The following is a 14395-nucleotide window of genomic DNA, read 5'->3' as shown; positions in this document are numbered from 1 at the left end:
AAGAGTAGCTGATTTTTCTGCTATTTGTGCCAATAAAAAAGCCACTCGGATGAGTGGCTTTGAAAAGTTTGAGGTTGGCGCTTAAGCGGCTTGCTTTTTCTCGAGCGCTCTATTGATCATTGTTTGTTGTGCAATGGTGATTAAGTTTGAAACCACCCAGTACAACACTAAGCCCGCAGGGAAAGTGATGAATAAGAATGTCATCAGTACAGGCATGAACATCATCACTTTTTGTTGCATTGGATCGGCAACGGTTGTTGGCGATAGCTTCTGCATTAGGAACATAGACGCACCCATCAGCAGCGGTAATACGTAATATGGGTCCTGTACCGACAAGTCGGTGATCCACAACATAAAGCCAGCATGGCGCAATTCAACACTCTCGAGCAACACCCAATACAGCGCAATGAAGATAGGCATTTGTAACAACAAAGGTAAGCAACCGCCTAGTGGGTTTACTTTTTCTTTTTTGTACAGTTCCATCATGGCTTGCTGCATTTTTTGCTTGTCTTCACCGTAACGCTCTTGCAACGCTTTCACTTTAGGTTGCAATACGCGCATGCGGCCCATCGACTCATATTGCTTTTTGGTCAACGGGTACAGGAAAGTTTTGATTACGATGGTCACAACAATAATCGCCAGACCCCAGTTCACAACAAAGCCCTGAATGACGGTGAGTAACCAGTGAAGTGGTTGTGCCAACCACCACAAGAAGCCGTAATCTACGGTCAAATTGAGTGTTGGAGACAGAGCAGAAAGACGTTCTTGGTCTTTAGGGCCGACAAACAAAGATGATGAAATTACCGTGGTTTGGCCTGCAGGTATCACCACTTGTTCGCCTTTAGCACCTATAATGCCGCTGCCGCGAATTTGATTGGTGTACAGCAAGTTGTCGCTGGTGGCTGTAGGGACCCATGCTGACACAAAATAGTGTTGTAGCATGCCAACCCAGCCACCGTCTGTGCGCTTGTTTAACGCTTTATCGGTGAGGTCGTCAAAGGTGTATTTACTGTAGCGCTCATCCGATGTGGAGTAAGCAGGACCACGATAAGTAGGCATCATCATACTGCCGGATTCGCCAGCCATCGTTTGTTTAAGCTGCATGTAAGGCTGCACCAGCGCGTTTTGACCTGAGTTGTTAATAATCTCGAAGTCTTGCTGAACAACATAGCTGTCTTTGTTCAGAATAAAGCGTTTGATAACCGTCATGCCATTGGCTTCAAATGTAAGATTAGCCACGACGCTGTCACCACTCATCTCATAGTGAGACTGAGACGATGAATAGTTTGGTCGGCCGGATGGCGATGCATCTGGGCCGTCATTGCCAATCAAACCACTCTGAGCAATATATTCAAAGTGACTGTTGCGGTGAAGAATAGAAACGGGCTCTTCGCCATCTTGTTCTATTGGAAATTTCAATAATTCAGCAGAGACAACATCACCGCCTTTTGGATCGATTTTCAAGCGTAATACGTCGTTCTCCATTGTAATGAGAGACGCACTTGCTTTTGAATCAACGATTGGCATATCCGTAGAATTTAAAGCGGCGGCTGCAGGCACATCGTCAGAATGCGGTTGCTGCATTGCATCTGATGTTTGTGAGGTTGCAGGTGTGATCGGTTGTGGGCCATACATAGACTGCCATTCCTGATACAGCAATACGCTGACCAGCATGAGTCCCACAAGAATAAAGATACGTTGTGATTCCATAATATTTTAAGGTTTCTTTGGAGGTTTATCTGGTACCGGGTCGTTGCCGCCAGGATTAAAAGGATGACATCTTAATATGCGCTTCGCTGCGAGCCAACTCCCTTTGCCTACGCCATGAATATTTATGGCTTCAATCGCATAGTGAGAACAGCTTGGATAAAATCGACAACAAGGCCCCAAAAGCGGACTAATCAGCTTTTGGTAGCATTTGATAGGCGCTATTGCGACTTTCGATAAGTTTTGGCTAAGCGGTGCCATAACTGCTCTGTCAATTTATGAAGCTCAGATTTATCGAGTTTACCAACTCCGCCCTTTCCGATCACCACAATATCTACTGAAGGTAGATTATGTTGACGTAATCGAAAGCTATCGCGCATGACTCGTTTGACCTTGTTGCGGTCAACTGCAAGTTTGGCTGCCTTTTTAGAAACGGCAAATCCAAGACGAGGATGAGGATACTGATTAGGAATAGCGAGCAGGGTGATATAGGGCGAAGCAACCCGAATGGGCTTACCCTGAAAGACGCAATTAAAATGGGCGGGAGTTAATAGCCTTAACTCCCGCCCATATTCGTGCGATTTCATAACTCTCAAAGAGTATTATGCGCTCAGGCTTGCACGGCCTTTTGAACGACGACGTGCTAGCAATTGACGACCGTTTTTGGTTGCCATACGAGCACGGAATCCGTGTGAGCGTTTGCGTTTGATAACGCTTGGTTGAAATGTTCTTTTCATGACATCTACCTAACTATATATAAGTGAACTTATATAGCGTTACGAGACCGCTATAAAGCAAACAGGCTTCAAGCAGCCTTTAAAAATGAGGGCGAATTTTATGCGAGTCCTTCTATATAGTCAATCCTGAAAACAGGATATTTTATGTTCGGGTTAAAAATGATCGCTGTGAGATCCTTGTTCATAAATTGTTCGCAATATCAGTGTAAGTTGTTGATATCTTCATTTAGCTAAATAAAAACATATATTTAGGCTTGTTGATAAATATTTGGTAAATGATCGAGTTCGATCTGGAAAGGGGGCTGGGGATCGCGCATAATATGTGCCCTGCAAAAATAAAATCACCCCTCCATTTCATTGGTTGAGTCATGGTCGTCATGATTCCCTGATGCCGAGCGGTTTTAAAGTTCATTGGAAGACGTAAATGTTTAGGAGTTGGTGTTGAGCTCGTCACTGTGGCAAACCTGTCAAGAAGCACTCAAGCATGAGTTACCCGCGTCTCAGTTCAGTACTTGGATCCGTCCATTACAAGCTGAGTTTGACGGTGATCGACTGGTGTTGTTTGCCCCAAATCGCTTCGTACTTGATTGGGTCTGTGACAATTATTTGGGTCGTATTAACGAATTACTCTCGCAAGCGTGTGGTAATGACGCGCCCAAACTTCATTTAGACATTGGCAATATTGCGCCTAAACCTCCGGTACATGCCGGAGTTTCTGAGCAGAAGGCCGTTGCACCAGCCCCGGTAGCATCGGAAGCTTCATCGAATCCATGGGAGCGTTCTTCGCGGCCCAAGCCTGAAATCCACCATAAAAGTAATATTAATCCGAATTATATCTTCGACAATTTTGTGGAAGGTAAGTCGAACCAGCTCGGTCGCGCAGCAGCCTCTCAGGTGGCAGAGAATCCAGGCGGAGCCTACAATCCCCTCTTTTTATATGGCGGTACAGGGTTAGGTAAGACTCACTTACTTCATGCAGTAGGCAATTCGATTCTTGCCGGTAAAGAAAATGCTAAAGTGGTTTACATGCACTCTGAGCGTTTTGTGCAAGACATGGTGAGAGCATTACAAAATAACGCCATTGAAGACTTCAAAGGCTACTATCGTAGTGTGGATGCGTTGTTGATTGATGATATTCAATTTTTTGCCAACAAAGAGCGTTCTCAAGAAGAGTTTTTCCATACCTTTAATGCGCTCTTAGAAGGCAATCAGCAAATTATTTTGACTTCTGATCGATACCCTAAAGAAATTGACGGTGTTGAAGATCGATTAAAATCTCGTTTTGGATGGGGGCTAACGGTTGCCATTGAACCGCCAGAACTAGAAACCCGCGTAGCGATTTTGATGCGCAAAGCGCAGGAATCCAATGTACACCTGCCCGATGAAGTGGCATTCTTCATTGCAAAGCGGTTACGCTCGAATGTACGTGAGCTTGAAGGCGCATTGAATCGTGTGATTGCCAACGCTAACTTTACAGGGCGAGCAATTAACATTGATTTTGTACGCGAAGCTTTACGCGACTTGCTTGCGCTGCAAGAAAAGCTCATCACCATTGATAACATTCAGAAAACCGTTGCAGAATACTATAAAATCAAATTGGCTGATTTGTTGAGTAAGCGCCGAAGCCGTTCAGTGGCACGTCCTCGACAACTCGCAATGGCATTGGCCAAAGAGCTGACCAATCACAGTTTGCCTGAGATTGGGGATGCATTTGGCGGTAGGGATCACACCACGGTGTTACATGCCTGCCGTAAGATTGTGCAGTTGCGTGAAGAAAGTCATGATATTAAGGAAGACTATCAGAACCTTATTAGGACTCTGTCTTCCTAATAAACTTAGTGATTGAAGGGATTGAATATGAAATTCACGGTGAATCGCGAGCAAATCCTCAAACCATTACAAGCGGTTTCAGGCGCGGTTGAACGTAAGCACACGTTACCTATTCTTGCCAATATCCTCATGCGCGTGAGTGACAGCGCATTGACCATGATTGGTACCGATTTAGAAGTCGAACTGTGCGCAACGCTAGTATTAGCCGACCCAGATTTAGTGCCCGGCTCGGTAACGGTGCCTGCAAAGAAATTGGTGGATATTTGCCGAACGCTACCCGATGGCGCCTCTATCCAGCTAAATCTTCAGGACGACAGATTGATCATCAAGTCGGGTCGGAGCCGCTTTACGCTATCGACCTTACCGGATACCGACTTCCCTCAAATTGAGGAGTCTGCATCAGCCATGAGTTTTACAACAACTCAAAAGAAAATGCGTCGCTTAATTGAGTTGTCGCAGTTTTCTATGGCCAACCAAGATGTTCGCTATTACCTAAATGGTATGTTGTTTGAAATTGCGGGTGGTACGTTAACAGCGGTTGCCACTGATGGGCATCGACTCGCGTTATCGCGTATTGATGTGCCGGAATTACAAGATGATTTCCAATGCATCGTGCCACGTAAAGGTATTTTGGAAATGATGCGGCTACTGGAACAAGAAGATAAGCCAGTGACTATTCAGTTGTCTGAAAACCATATTAGAGCTGATATTGGCGATTACCTGTTTACTTCCAAGTTAGTCGATGGCCGTTTTCCTGATTATCGCCGCGTATTGCCACGTGGTGGGAATAAACTGGTGGAAGGTGATAAAGAAACGCTCAAGCAGGGCTTTGCCCGTGTCGCAATCTTGTCGAATGAGAAATTCCGCGGCGTGCGTTTGCAGTTGTCGAACGATGAATTGAAAATTAGTGCTAATAACCCAGAACAAGAAGAGGCAGAGGAAGCTATTGCCGTTGAGTATCAAGGTGATGAGCTCGAAGTGGGCTTTAATGTCAGCTACATCCTTGATGTGCTCAATGCGATTGACGGAGAGGCCGTACGCTTTACCTTGAGTGATGCCAACTCAAGCGGTTTGATTGAAAACCGTGATGACGACAGTGCGCTGTATGTTGTGATGCCCATGCGTTTATAGCCAGCTACTTCTTTTTCCGTCAAATAGTTAAGAACCCACTTCGGTGGGTTTTTTATTGCCAAAAATCCAACTTTGGTCGTGTTCTTCATACGCTGGATGGGTGATGTAATGACTACACTTAAGCCTGATGACCGAAACGTGTTGCAATAGGCTTAGGAGACTTACGTGCTTTCAAATAAGACTGTGGTATTAGTGGTAGAAGATATGGATGCCATTCGAAAAATTACCGTTCAGCAAGTCAAAGAATTTGGCGCGAAAGAAGTGTATCAGGCTAGTAATGGCAGTGAAGCACTCCGTGTTCTTAACAATCACAACGTTGACCTTATTCTGTCCGATTGGAATATGCCGGTTATGACGGGCATTGAATTCCTCAAACGCGTGAAAGCCAGTCCCGCTTGGCAGCGCCTGCCTTTTGTAATGATTACCGCCGAAGCTGAGCGTGACCGAGTGACCGAAGCCATTCGTCAAGGCGTGAGTGAAATCGTGATTAAACCGTTTTCCCCAGCAATGCTCCGCAGCCGAATTGAACGTGCGCGAAACCGGCCTGCGCGCATCCCTTCTGAAATTCAAATCCCTGGCGTAACCCAGCATCAAGAAGTTGAAATACCGATTGATATAGCCCCTGTAGATGATAAAAGCTTGAAAGATGGCGTTATTTTGCTTGTTGATGATACGCCCGATAATTTACGCCTATTAGCCGATTTATTGAAAAATAAATATAAGATTAAGTTGGCCAATAACGGTCAGAAAGCGCTAGATATTTGCCGTTCCGAATCGCCGCCAGATCTCGTCTTGCTCGACATTATGATGCCCGGAATTAGTGGGTACGAGGTGTTGAAAGAGCTTCGCTCTCAGTCAAATACTGAACACATTCCCGTGATGTTTGTCACGGCTATGAACGAAGCGGACTCGGAACTTAAAGGCATGGAGTTGGGAGCAATCGACTACATCACTAAGCCTATAAACCCGCATCTTCTTCAATTGCGGGTGCGTAATATGATGATGCAGGTGCAACGCATCTGGGAGGCCCAGTCGAGCGTTGATGACATGATCGCATTGGCCGAAGCCAGAAATGAAGCTGAGCAGATGGTTCGCCATGACTTGAAAGGACCGCTTTCTGGAATTATTGCATCGATACAACAAATAGCATTGCAACCACGCAATTTAGATGTGATCACTGAACACAGCAACGGCATTGATTTCTTGGCTCATCAGTTATTAAACATGATTAATTTGTCGGCTGAACTGTATAAGATTGAGCAAGGCATATATCAGCTTGACGCCACCGAAATTGATACCGCAAAGTTACTTAAGGATGTGATTACTGTCTGTGATAATTCATTTGCAGCCAAACGCCTCACGTGCAACCTCATTGTGCCTTCGGGAAGCTCCGACAAATCTCTATTTAGTCTTGGTGATCCTTTACTGTTGTATTCGGTATTCTTCAATTTAGTGAAAAATGCCTTTGAAGCTGCGCCTGAAAAATCAGCAGTTCGAGCGAGTATTTCACGCGACGATAAGACGATCAAAATCATCCTGTCGAATGATGGTAGTGTGCCCCAAAATATACGCAGTAAATTTTTCGAAAAGTATGCAACATCGGGTAAAGAAGGCGGCACTGGCATTGGTACATATTCAGCTCAGTTGCTGGTTAAGGCTCAGAATGGGTCTCTTGAATTAGAAGTTGATGATGACGCCAATTCAACAACGCTTATAATTGTGCTTCCAGCGGCGTAATCGCGGTTTCAAACATGGGTTTTTGCTGTGCATCACGGTACAATTGAAGGCTTGCTTCGGCATTTAGTCGTTATGTTATTCGGAACCGTGAATGTCAATCTGTCAGCTCAATGTGGAATCTGTTCGAAACCTTTCTCAGGTTCAGATGCAGCCGTGCGATGGATTCAATTTCATTGTGGGCTTGAACGGCGCAGGTAAGAGTAGCGTGCTTGAAGCTATTCATATGCTGGGTGCGGGGCGTTCATTTCGTACCAGCCGGCATCGGCAACTGATTCAGTACGAGCAACAACAACTAAATATATTCGCAGAAGTCGACCGCGGGCATCAGCGTCATCGCGTGGGTATGCAGCGCGACAAGCAAAGTGACTTGGCCATTCGAATTAATGGCCAAAGCACAACGCGATTGGCTGATTTAGTAGGGCTGTTTCCACTGCAATTACTGACGCCAGAAAGTGCTAACTTGCTGCTCACGGGCAATAAAGTGCGTCGTCAATTTCTTGATTGGGGGTTGTTTTATCAAGGTGAGCAGTTCTTCAATGCGTGGAAACGCTATACCCGAATATTGAAGCAACGTAATGCGATGGTCAGGCAGCAGGCTCGTTATGAGCAAATTGGCTTCTGGGATCAGGAACTGATTTCGAATGGGCGTGTCATATCTCAATTGAGAGAAGAATTTGTTGCCCGATTACAACAAGCCTTATTACCCTTTACGCATAAATTTTTACCCGATCATGAAGTCACTTTGGTGTATCAGCCAGGGTGGGATTTGTCAGATGATTTGGCAACGCAGCTTGAATCAAATTATCCTCGCGATTTGCGACAAGGTTATACGACTTTGGGGCCGCATCGCGCTACATTTAAGGTTAAAGTAAACAATAACCCTGCTGAAGAAATGTGTTCGCGCGGACAGCTAAAGCTGTTGGTCGCTGCACTTACATTGGCGCAGGGTGCATTACTTTCACAACAGCATGGCATCCCTTGTATCTATTTAGTGGATGATTTTGCTGCAGAGCTGGATGAATCGCGCAGAGCACTGTTAATTGAGTGCCTAATCGCGATAAAATCACAGGTGTTTATAACGGCCACGGACAGCATCTTTGTTGACCAAATCCGTCAACAAATTGAAGATCAGGCTCGACCTATCAAAGTGTTCCACGTGGAACAAGGAAAGCTAACTAAGCATGAGTGAATCTATGTCGAATGAGTATGACTCCTCCAGTATTAAGGTACTGAAGGGCTTGGACGCGGTACGCAAGCGTCCGGGGATGTACATTGGTGACACCGATGACGGTACCGGCCTCCACCATATGGTGTTTGAGGTAGTGGATAATTCTATTGATGAAGCGCTAGCCGGACACTGTAGCGGTATTAACGTGACTATTCACGGTGATGGCTCTGTAAGCGTTGGAGATGACGGTCGAGGAATCCCTGTTGGTATGCACCCCGAAGAGGGTGTGTCTGCTGCTGAGGTGATCATGACTGTTTTACACGCCGGTGGTAAGTTTGATGATAACTCGTACAAGGTTTCGGGCGGTCTTCACGGCGTAGGTGTTTCAGTTGTAAACGCCCTATCTGAGAAACTCGAACTACACATTCGTCGCGAAGGCAAACTCCATGAGCAATTGTACAGTTTGGGTGAACCGCAAAGCCCATTGGGTGTCATTGGCGAAACCGAGAAAACCGGGACGCGTATTCGTTTTTGGCCTTCTTCTGAAATTTTTGCAACCACAGAATTTCATTATGACATTCTAGCTAAGCGCCTCCGTGAGCTTTCATTCTTGAATTCCGGTGTGTCGATTAAGTTGAACGATGAGCGCGATGGCCGTAGCGATCACTTTTGTTATGAAGGTGGTATTAAAGCGTTCGTTGAATACCTCAACCAAAACAAAACACCGATTCATTCTGAGGTATTCCACTTTACACACATACGTGAAGAAGATGGCATCGCCGTTGAAGTGTCGATGCAATGGAATGACGGCTTCCAAGAAAACATTTTCTGTTTTACTAACAACATCCCGCAACGTGATGGTGGTAGCCACTTGTCAGGGTTCCGTACTGCACTAACACGTACGTTGAACACCTATATGGACAAGGAAGGTTTTTCTAAAAAAGCTAAAACCAATGCCAGTGGCGATGATGCACGTGAAGGTTTAACCGCTGTTATTTCGGTGAAAGTACCTGATCCTAAGTTCTCATCTCAGACGAAAGACAAGTTAGTGTCATCTGAAGTGAAACCAGCGGTTGAAACCGCAATGGGCACTCACTTAAGTGACTACTTGTTGGAAAAGCCAAACGAAGCGAAAATCATCGTTGGTAAAATTATTGACGCAGCACGCGCCCGTGAAGCTGCGCGTAAAGCACGTGAAATGACACGCCGTAAAGGCGCATTAGACTTAGCTGGGTTACCGGGTAAGCTTGCTGATTGCCAAGAGAAAGATCCTGCCCTTTCTGAACTATACATAGTGGAAGGGGACTCAGCGGGCGGATCGGCGAAGCAAGGCCGTAACCGCAAGAATCAAGCGATTCTGCCGCTGAAAGGTAAAATTCTTAACGTTGAAAAAGCTCGTTTTGATAAAATGCTGTCTTCACAGGAGGTTGCAACTCTCATTACTGCGCTCGGTTGTGGCATTGGCCGCGATGAATACAATGTTGAGAAACTTCGTTACCACAGCATTATCATCATGACCGATGCCGATGTGGATGGTTCACACATTCGCACTTTGTTACTGACCTTCTTCTATCGCCAAATGCCAGAGCTGGTAGAGCGAGGACATATCTTCATTGCTCAGCCACCTTTGTACAAAGTGAAAAAAGGCAAGCAAGAGCGCTACATCAAAGATGACGACGTGCTGACTGAATACTTGACCTCCTTGGCTTTAGATAAAGCATCATTGCATGTGAATTCTGAAGCGCCGGGCATTGGTGGAGAGCAGCTCGAAACCCTGGTGAAGCAATACCAAGCTGTTCAAAAAATCATTAAGCGACTCACGCGCCTATGGCCACGTGAAGTGCTTGACCGTCTGGTCTATGTTCGCCCAGCGTTACAAGCAATGCTTAGCTCTAAAGATGCAATGGACGAGTGGTGTACCGAGATCCAACTCGATATGGACTCCTTAGCTGCTGGCGGCTCAACATACACAATGAGCATCGTGGAAGACGAAGAGCTCAAGTTGTTTTTGCCTAAAATGACAGTACGTCAGCACGGTATTGATACTGAATATCTGTTCTCTGCGGACTTCATTAAGTCACGTGATTATCAACAGATTGTTGCTCTGGGTGACCAAATCAGCAGCCTCATTGAGGAAGGCGGGTTTGTTCAGCGTGGAGAGCGCACCAAGCCCGTATCGACATTTGTTGAAGCATTAGATTGGCTGATTTCTGAGTCCAAGCGTGGTTTAGGTATTCAACGCTATAAAGGGCTGGGTGAGATGAACCCAGAGCAATTGTGGGAAACCACCATGGATCCCAATACGCGTCGTATGTTGTGTGTGACCATCGAAGATGCAGTGGGCGCAGACCAGCTCTTCACAACACTGATGGGGGATCATGTTGAACCGAGACGTGACTTTATCGAAACCAACGCGTTGAACGTTGAAAACTTAGACGTGTAAAGTTAGGTAATAGACTCAACGATTGAGTCATCGTTTGAAGGCAACTCGAGGGTTGCCTTTTTTATGTCTGCAATTTGGCTAATCAAAGCGCTAAGCTATACCAACATGCTCGAGTCGATAATGCCTTTATCGGCAAGCTGTTGAAGTAGCGATGCTGTTTTGTCACGCAAGCTATCACGTAGCAGCCGCATGGCGGGTGTGATCGATTGACGGCTTGGACAAACTAGCCAGAGTTCTGTCGGCAAGGGCTGATAGCTAGGCATCACACTTATCACCCGTTGTGATAACAGATCGTCGGCCATATCTAATGCAGACTTGGCTGCGAGTCCGTGCCCTGCCACACACCACCGCCGAACCAGTTCACCATCGTTAGATGCGCGGTTGCCACTCAGTTTAATTTTGTAGTCAGTGCCATGATGTGCAAAATCCCATACATCATGAATGACATCATGTAATTGATAAAACAGGCCGTTATGTGATGGCAGATCGTGTGGGTGTTGTGGTGTTCCATTCTCTGACAGGTAGCCTTGAGAGGCGCATAATAGCCGCGGTACGTTACAAATTTTAAAGCCATAAAGGCTTGCATCATCAGGAAAGCCATATCGAAGTGCCATGTCTACAGAATCGCGATAGAAGTCGACATTGCTGTCTGTAATGTTGGCCCGCAAAGAGAGGCGAGGGTGTGTTGTCATCAGTTCGTCGAGCCACGGTAAAATCACGTTGCGTCCCAAATCCGACGATAGGGTAAGTCTTAGCTCTCCGTCTACAACACCTAGCTCTTCCTTCATGTTTTGTTTGGCTTGTTCGAGCATTGCCATAGCTTGCTCGCATTGTGGTATGTAGCGCTCTCCGGCAACAGATAGACGTAAGTGTCGTGTTGTCCGGATAAACAGCTCTGCGCCCAACGCTTTTTCTACACGCTTTACCGCAGCGCTAGCGGTGGCTGGCTGCATGTCTAAATTTTCGGCCGCAGCTGTAATGTTCCGAAATTCCGCTACCTTTAATATGACCTGCAAATCTTCTAATAGCATGACTTTCAAATTTTGTTTGATAATTATTCAAACATTACACGGTTAAAGCTTCCGTTAGCAAGGTTTAATATGGCCCGTCTTCAAATGAACTTGTGCATTTGTTTAACTTTGATAGCAGGAGAGCAAAGTGATGAAAGCCGTAGCATTTACACAATCGTTACCGATCACCGACAGCAATGCATTGGTCGATATCGAACTCCCACAGCCTATTGCTATGGGCAGAGACTTACTTGTTAAGGTTAAAGCCATTTCGGTGAACCCCGTTGACTATAAGGTTCGCCAATTGATGCCTCCCGAAAACGGTACAGCCAAAGTGCTGGGTTGGGATGCTGTGGGAGAGGTGGTTGCAGTCGGAAAAGACGTGATCGAATTTACGCCCGGTGATCAAGTATTTTATGCGGGTGATTTAACCCGACAAGGAAGTAACGCTGAATTTCAACTTGTGGATGAGCGTTTGGTCGGAAGTAAGCCTAAGAATCTGTCCAATGATGAAGCTGCAGCGCTACCACTGACAACGATCACGGCGTGGGAACTTCTGTTTCAGCATCTTCAACTTGTGCAACAGCTGCCGAACACAAAGTCGCGCTCAAGTGAAGTGTTGCTTGTGGTTGGTGCGGCGGGTGGCGTTGGCTCGATATTGCTACAATTAGCGAAGGCGATTACCGGTGCCACCATTATTGCGACGGCATCTCGGGAAAGCTCACAAGCCTGGGTCAAAAAGCTAGGCGCTGATTATGTGGTGGATCACAGTAAGCCTTTGGAGCCTCAAATTGAAGCGCTTGGGCTAGGGCAGATCACCCATGTTGCAAGTCTTAACAGTACAGAGACATATTTTGAAACCTACACCAAGTTACTCGTTCCTTTTGGTCGGATAGCCATGATTGATGATCCCGAGCAGCTGGATATCAGTCAGATAAAACTCAAAAGTCTATCGCTTCATTGGGAGTTCATGTTTTCGCGCTCTATGTTCAATGCCGCAGATATGGGTGAACAAGGTAAATTATTGAGTCGTGTCGCTGACTTGGTAGACCTAGGGTACGTACAAACGACCGTGGGTCACTCCTTGGGTATCATTAATGCCGAGAACTTAAGAGAAGCTCACTCACAGCTTGAGTCTGGACGAGCGATCGGAAAAATTGTTTTAGAAGGGTTTGATGCGTAATCAAACGTCCAACGAGCGAAACGCTCCCACACATGTAGAGGTTTTTAAAAGCTATGAGCCAGTTAACAATCGTCGCTAATATCGTCGCAAATGAAGGAAAAATTGATGTGGTTAAAGCCGAGCTATTGAAGCTCATTGACACTACGCGTGCCGAGGAAGGTTGTGTTAACTATGACTTGCACCAAGACAATGATAACCCAGCACACTTTTTGTTTTACGAGAACTGGGAATCGCGCGAGTTATGGCAAGTACATATGGGCAATACACATCTCGCAGAGTACATGAAAGCCACCGAAGGTTGCGTTGAATCATTCGTCGTTCACGAAATGACGGTCATTGGTTAGTGGGCCAAAGTTGAAATTAACGATTTGTCGCACAACCGGTTAAGAAGGAAATGTTATGCTGTTAGATACACCTATTTGTGATTTTGGTTGGAAGGCACCTGAGTTCACATTGCTAGACGCGCATGGACAGTCGCATACCATGAGTCACTATTTAGGCGAACGTGGCTTATTGATAGCTTTTATTTGTAATCATTGCCCCTTTGTGAAAACAGTTGCTGACCGCTTGGCTGAGGATACAAAATCGTTGCAGCAAGCAGGTGTTAAAGTGCTCGCCGTCATGTCGAATGATTATCATGATGTAGCTGAAGATTCCCCAGATAAAATGGTGGAGTTTGCCGACACGCATGGGTTTGAATTCCCGTATCTGGTCGATGAAACACAAGAAGTCGGCAAGGCATATAATGCGGTTTGTACACCTGATTTTTTTGGCTTTAACGCGAGAGGTGAGCTGCAATATCGTGGGCGCTTGGATGACGCCAAAATGAGGGATGCCACTAACAGAACTCCTGAGCTGCTCAACGCTATGCTCCAAATTGCCGAAACGGGGCTTGGTCCGGCAGAACAGGTGGCGAGTATGGGGTGTTCAATTAAATGGAGTTGAGTTCAACATGATAGTGGATGTTTCACGTGAAACATCCACTCATTTCCGTTCAATATATACTTTGGGTTGATCGCCTCGATTGTCAAAATAAAAGTAAAATACGCCGGTCCTTTTGGGCTTAAACCTGAAATATGATCCCGCAGAATTGCAATTCGCATTCACTGGAGCTCCGTTGTCGATGACGATCTCGTCGGCTTCAGTTAAGTAACCGCAATTCATGCCCGAACTCCAGCTCGCATCCGCGAATTTGAAATCATAGTATTCGCCATCTGCCACAAGTTTTGTTTGCGAACGATATAAATCATCAGAAACACGTACCACCTTAAATGGCTCCTCAGCGTCCCACCAAGTGAATACGGCTCGTAGATACATCACTGCTGAGAGATCAGGCTTAACTGGCGGAGGGGGAGGAGCTGGTTTCTTCGCAGTGGTTTGGCATCCTTGCAATAGTAATATGCTTACGACTACGGCAATGCGATTTACAAGGGAAATCATGTTTGCGTC

Annotated in this window: 14 protein-coding genes; 8 read left to right on the top strand and 6 right to left on the bottom strand. The window is 45.9% G+C overall.

Annotation, left to right across the window (positions count from 1 at the left end):
• Window positions 1-81: 81 nt before the first annotated feature.
• Genes yidC through rpmH form a run of 4 tightly spaced genes read right to left on the bottom strand, consistent with a single transcriptional unit; the run spans window position 82 to window position 2444 of the window.
• The gene (yidC, locus tag NAF29_RS00200) at window positions 82-1710 is read right to left on the bottom strand and encodes a membrane protein insertase YidC (RefSeq protein ID WP_251259408.1); all 1629 of its coding nucleotides are present in this window, start codon (window positions 1708-1710) and stop codon (window positions 82-84) included.
• A gap of 6 nt (window positions 1711-1716) precedes the next feature.
• Window positions 1717-1968, bottom strand: coding sequence for a membrane protein insertion efficiency factor YidD (yidD, locus tag NAF29_RS00195; RefSeq protein WP_251259407.1), 252 nt, complete (start codon window positions 1966-1968; stop codon window positions 1717-1719).
• Entirely contained in the window at window positions 1929-2294 is a 366-nt protein-coding gene (rnpA, locus tag NAF29_RS00190) for a ribonuclease P protein component (RefSeq protein WP_251259406.1), read from the bottom strand. Before rnpA ends, yidD begins: the two co-directional genes overlap by 40 nt.
• 15 nt (window positions 2295-2309) lie before the next feature.
• A complete protein-coding gene (gene rpmH / locus NAF29_RS00185) occupies window positions 2310-2444 on the bottom strand; it encodes a 50S ribosomal protein L34 (protein ID WP_251259405.1) in 135 nt (44 codons plus the stop codon).
• Between the two features lie 441 nt (window positions 2445-2885).
• Between rpmH and dnaA the strand changes: the two genes are divergently transcribed.
• The 5 genes from dnaA to gyrB all read left to right on the top strand — a co-directional run bounded on the left by dnaA (window position 2886) and on the right by gyrB (window position 10753).
• Window positions 2886-4274 carry a chromosomal replication initiator protein DnaA gene (gene dnaA / locus NAF29_RS00180; RefSeq protein ID WP_251259404.1) on the top strand — a complete coding sequence of 463 codons (1389 nt, stop codon included), beginning with the start codon at window positions 2886-2888 and terminating at the stop codon, window positions 4272-4274.
• Between the two features lie 27 nt (window positions 4275-4301).
• Entirely contained in the window at window positions 4302-5405 is a 1104-nt protein-coding gene (gene dnaN / locus NAF29_RS00175) for a DNA polymerase III subunit beta (protein ID WP_251259403.1), read from the top strand.
• Between the two features lie 165 nt (window positions 5406-5570).
• The gene (locus NAF29_RS00170; protein WP_251259402.1) at window positions 5571-7142 is read left to right on the top strand and encodes an ATP-binding response regulator; all 1572 of its coding nucleotides are present in this window, start codon (window positions 5571-5573) and stop codon (window positions 7140-7142) included.
• Between the two features lie 91 nt (window positions 7143-7233).
• Window positions 7234-8331, top strand: coding sequence for a DNA replication/repair protein RecF (recF, locus tag NAF29_RS00165; RefSeq protein ID WP_251259401.1), 1098 nt, complete (start codon window positions 7234-7236; stop codon window positions 8329-8331).
• A 4-nt stretch (window positions 8332-8335) separates the two neighbouring features.
• Entirely contained in the window at window positions 8336-10753 is a 2418-nt protein-coding gene (gene gyrB / locus NAF29_RS00160; protein WP_251260246.1) for a DNA topoisomerase (ATP-hydrolyzing) subunit B, read from the top strand.
• A 95-nt stretch (window positions 10754-10848) separates the two neighbouring features.
• Here gyrB and NAF29_RS00155 read toward each other — a convergent pair whose 3' ends face one another.
• Window positions 10849-11784 carry a LysR family transcriptional regulator gene (locus NAF29_RS00155; protein ID WP_251259400.1) on the bottom strand — a complete coding sequence of 312 codons (936 nt, stop codon included), beginning with the start codon at window positions 11782-11784 and terminating at the stop codon, window positions 10849-10851.
• 130 nt (window positions 11785-11914) lie between these two features.
• Between NAF29_RS00155 and NAF29_RS00150 the strand changes: the two genes are divergently transcribed.
• Genes NAF29_RS00150 through NAF29_RS00140 form a run of 3 tightly spaced genes read left to right on the top strand, consistent with a single transcriptional unit; the run spans window position 11915 to window position 13891 of the window.
• Entirely contained in the window at window positions 11915-12946 is a 1032-nt protein-coding gene (locus NAF29_RS00150) for a zinc-binding alcohol dehydrogenase family protein (protein ID WP_251260245.1), read from the top strand.
• Window positions 12947-12999: 53 nt separating this feature from the next.
• Entirely contained in the window at window positions 13000-13290 is a 291-nt protein-coding gene (locus NAF29_RS00145) for a putative quinol monooxygenase (protein ID WP_251259399.1), read from the top strand.
• Window positions 13291-13345: 55 nt separating this feature from the next.
• Window positions 13346-13891 (top strand): thioredoxin family protein, encoded by a 546-nt coding sequence (locus tag NAF29_RS00140; protein ID WP_251259398.1) that lies wholly within the window; start codon window positions 13346-13348, stop codon window positions 13889-13891.
• 39 nt (window positions 13892-13930) lie between these two features.
• On the opposite strand, the gene NAF29_RS00135 is transcribed toward NAF29_RS00140, so the two are convergent.
• On the bottom strand, window positions 13931-14386 hold the full coding sequence (locus NAF29_RS00135; RefSeq protein WP_251259397.1) for an early set domain-containing protein: 456 nt from the start codon (window positions 14384-14386) through the stop codon (window positions 13931-13933).
• Between the last annotated feature and the right edge of the window lie 9 nt (window positions 14387-14395).

This window comes from Echinimonas agarilytica (assembly GCF_023703465.1).
Taxonomy (GTDB): domain Bacteria; phylum Pseudomonadota; class Gammaproteobacteria; order Enterobacterales; family Neiellaceae; genus Echinimonas; species Echinimonas agarilytica.
This window is presented reverse-complemented; position numbering and strand designations above follow the sequence as displayed.

Excerpts from the sequence above, each read along its gene's own strand:
- dnaN (WP_251259403.1), top strand. The coding sequence starts at position 4,302 with ATGAAATTCACGGTGAATCGCGAGCAAATCCTCAAACCATTACAAGCG.
- yidD (WP_251259407.1), bottom strand. The coding sequence starts at position 1,968 with ATGGCACCGCTTAGCCAAAACTTATCGAAAGTCGCAATAGCGCCTATC.
- rpmH (WP_251259405.1), bottom strand. The coding sequence starts at position 2,444 with ATGAAAAGAACATTTCAACCAAGCGTTATCAAACGCAAACGCTCACAC.
- NAF29_RS00135 (WP_251259397.1), bottom strand. The coding sequence starts at position 14,386 with ATGATTTCCCTTGTAAATCGCATTGCCGTAGTCGTAAGCATATTACTA.
- NAF29_RS00140 (WP_251259398.1), top strand. The coding sequence starts at position 13,346 with ATGCTGTTAGATACACCTATTTGTGATTTTGGTTGGAAGGCACCTGAG.
- yidC (WP_251259408.1), bottom strand. The coding sequence starts at position 1,710 with ATGGAATCACAACGTATCTTTATTCTTGTGGGACTCATGCTGGTCAGC.
- NAF29_RS00155 (WP_251259400.1), bottom strand. The coding sequence starts at position 11,784 with ATGCTATTAGAAGATTTGCAGGTCATATTAAAGGTAGCGGAATTTCGG.
- rnpA (WP_251259406.1), bottom strand. The coding sequence starts at position 2,294 with ATGAAATCGCACGAATATGGGCGGGAGTTAAGGCTATTAACTCCCGCC.
- gyrB (WP_251260246.1), top strand. The coding sequence starts at position 8,336 with ATGTCGAATGAGTATGACTCCTCCAGTATTAAGGTACTGAAGGGCTTG.
- recF (WP_251259401.1), top strand. The coding sequence starts at position 7,234 with ATGTCAATCTGTCAGCTCAATGTGGAATCTGTTCGAAACCTTTCTCAG.
- NAF29_RS00145 (WP_251259399.1), top strand. The coding sequence starts at position 13,000 with ATGAGCCAGTTAACAATCGTCGCTAATATCGTCGCAAATGAAGGAAAA.
- NAF29_RS00150 (WP_251260245.1), top strand. The coding sequence starts at position 11,915 with ATGAAAGCCGTAGCATTTACACAATCGTTACCGATCACCGACAGCAAT.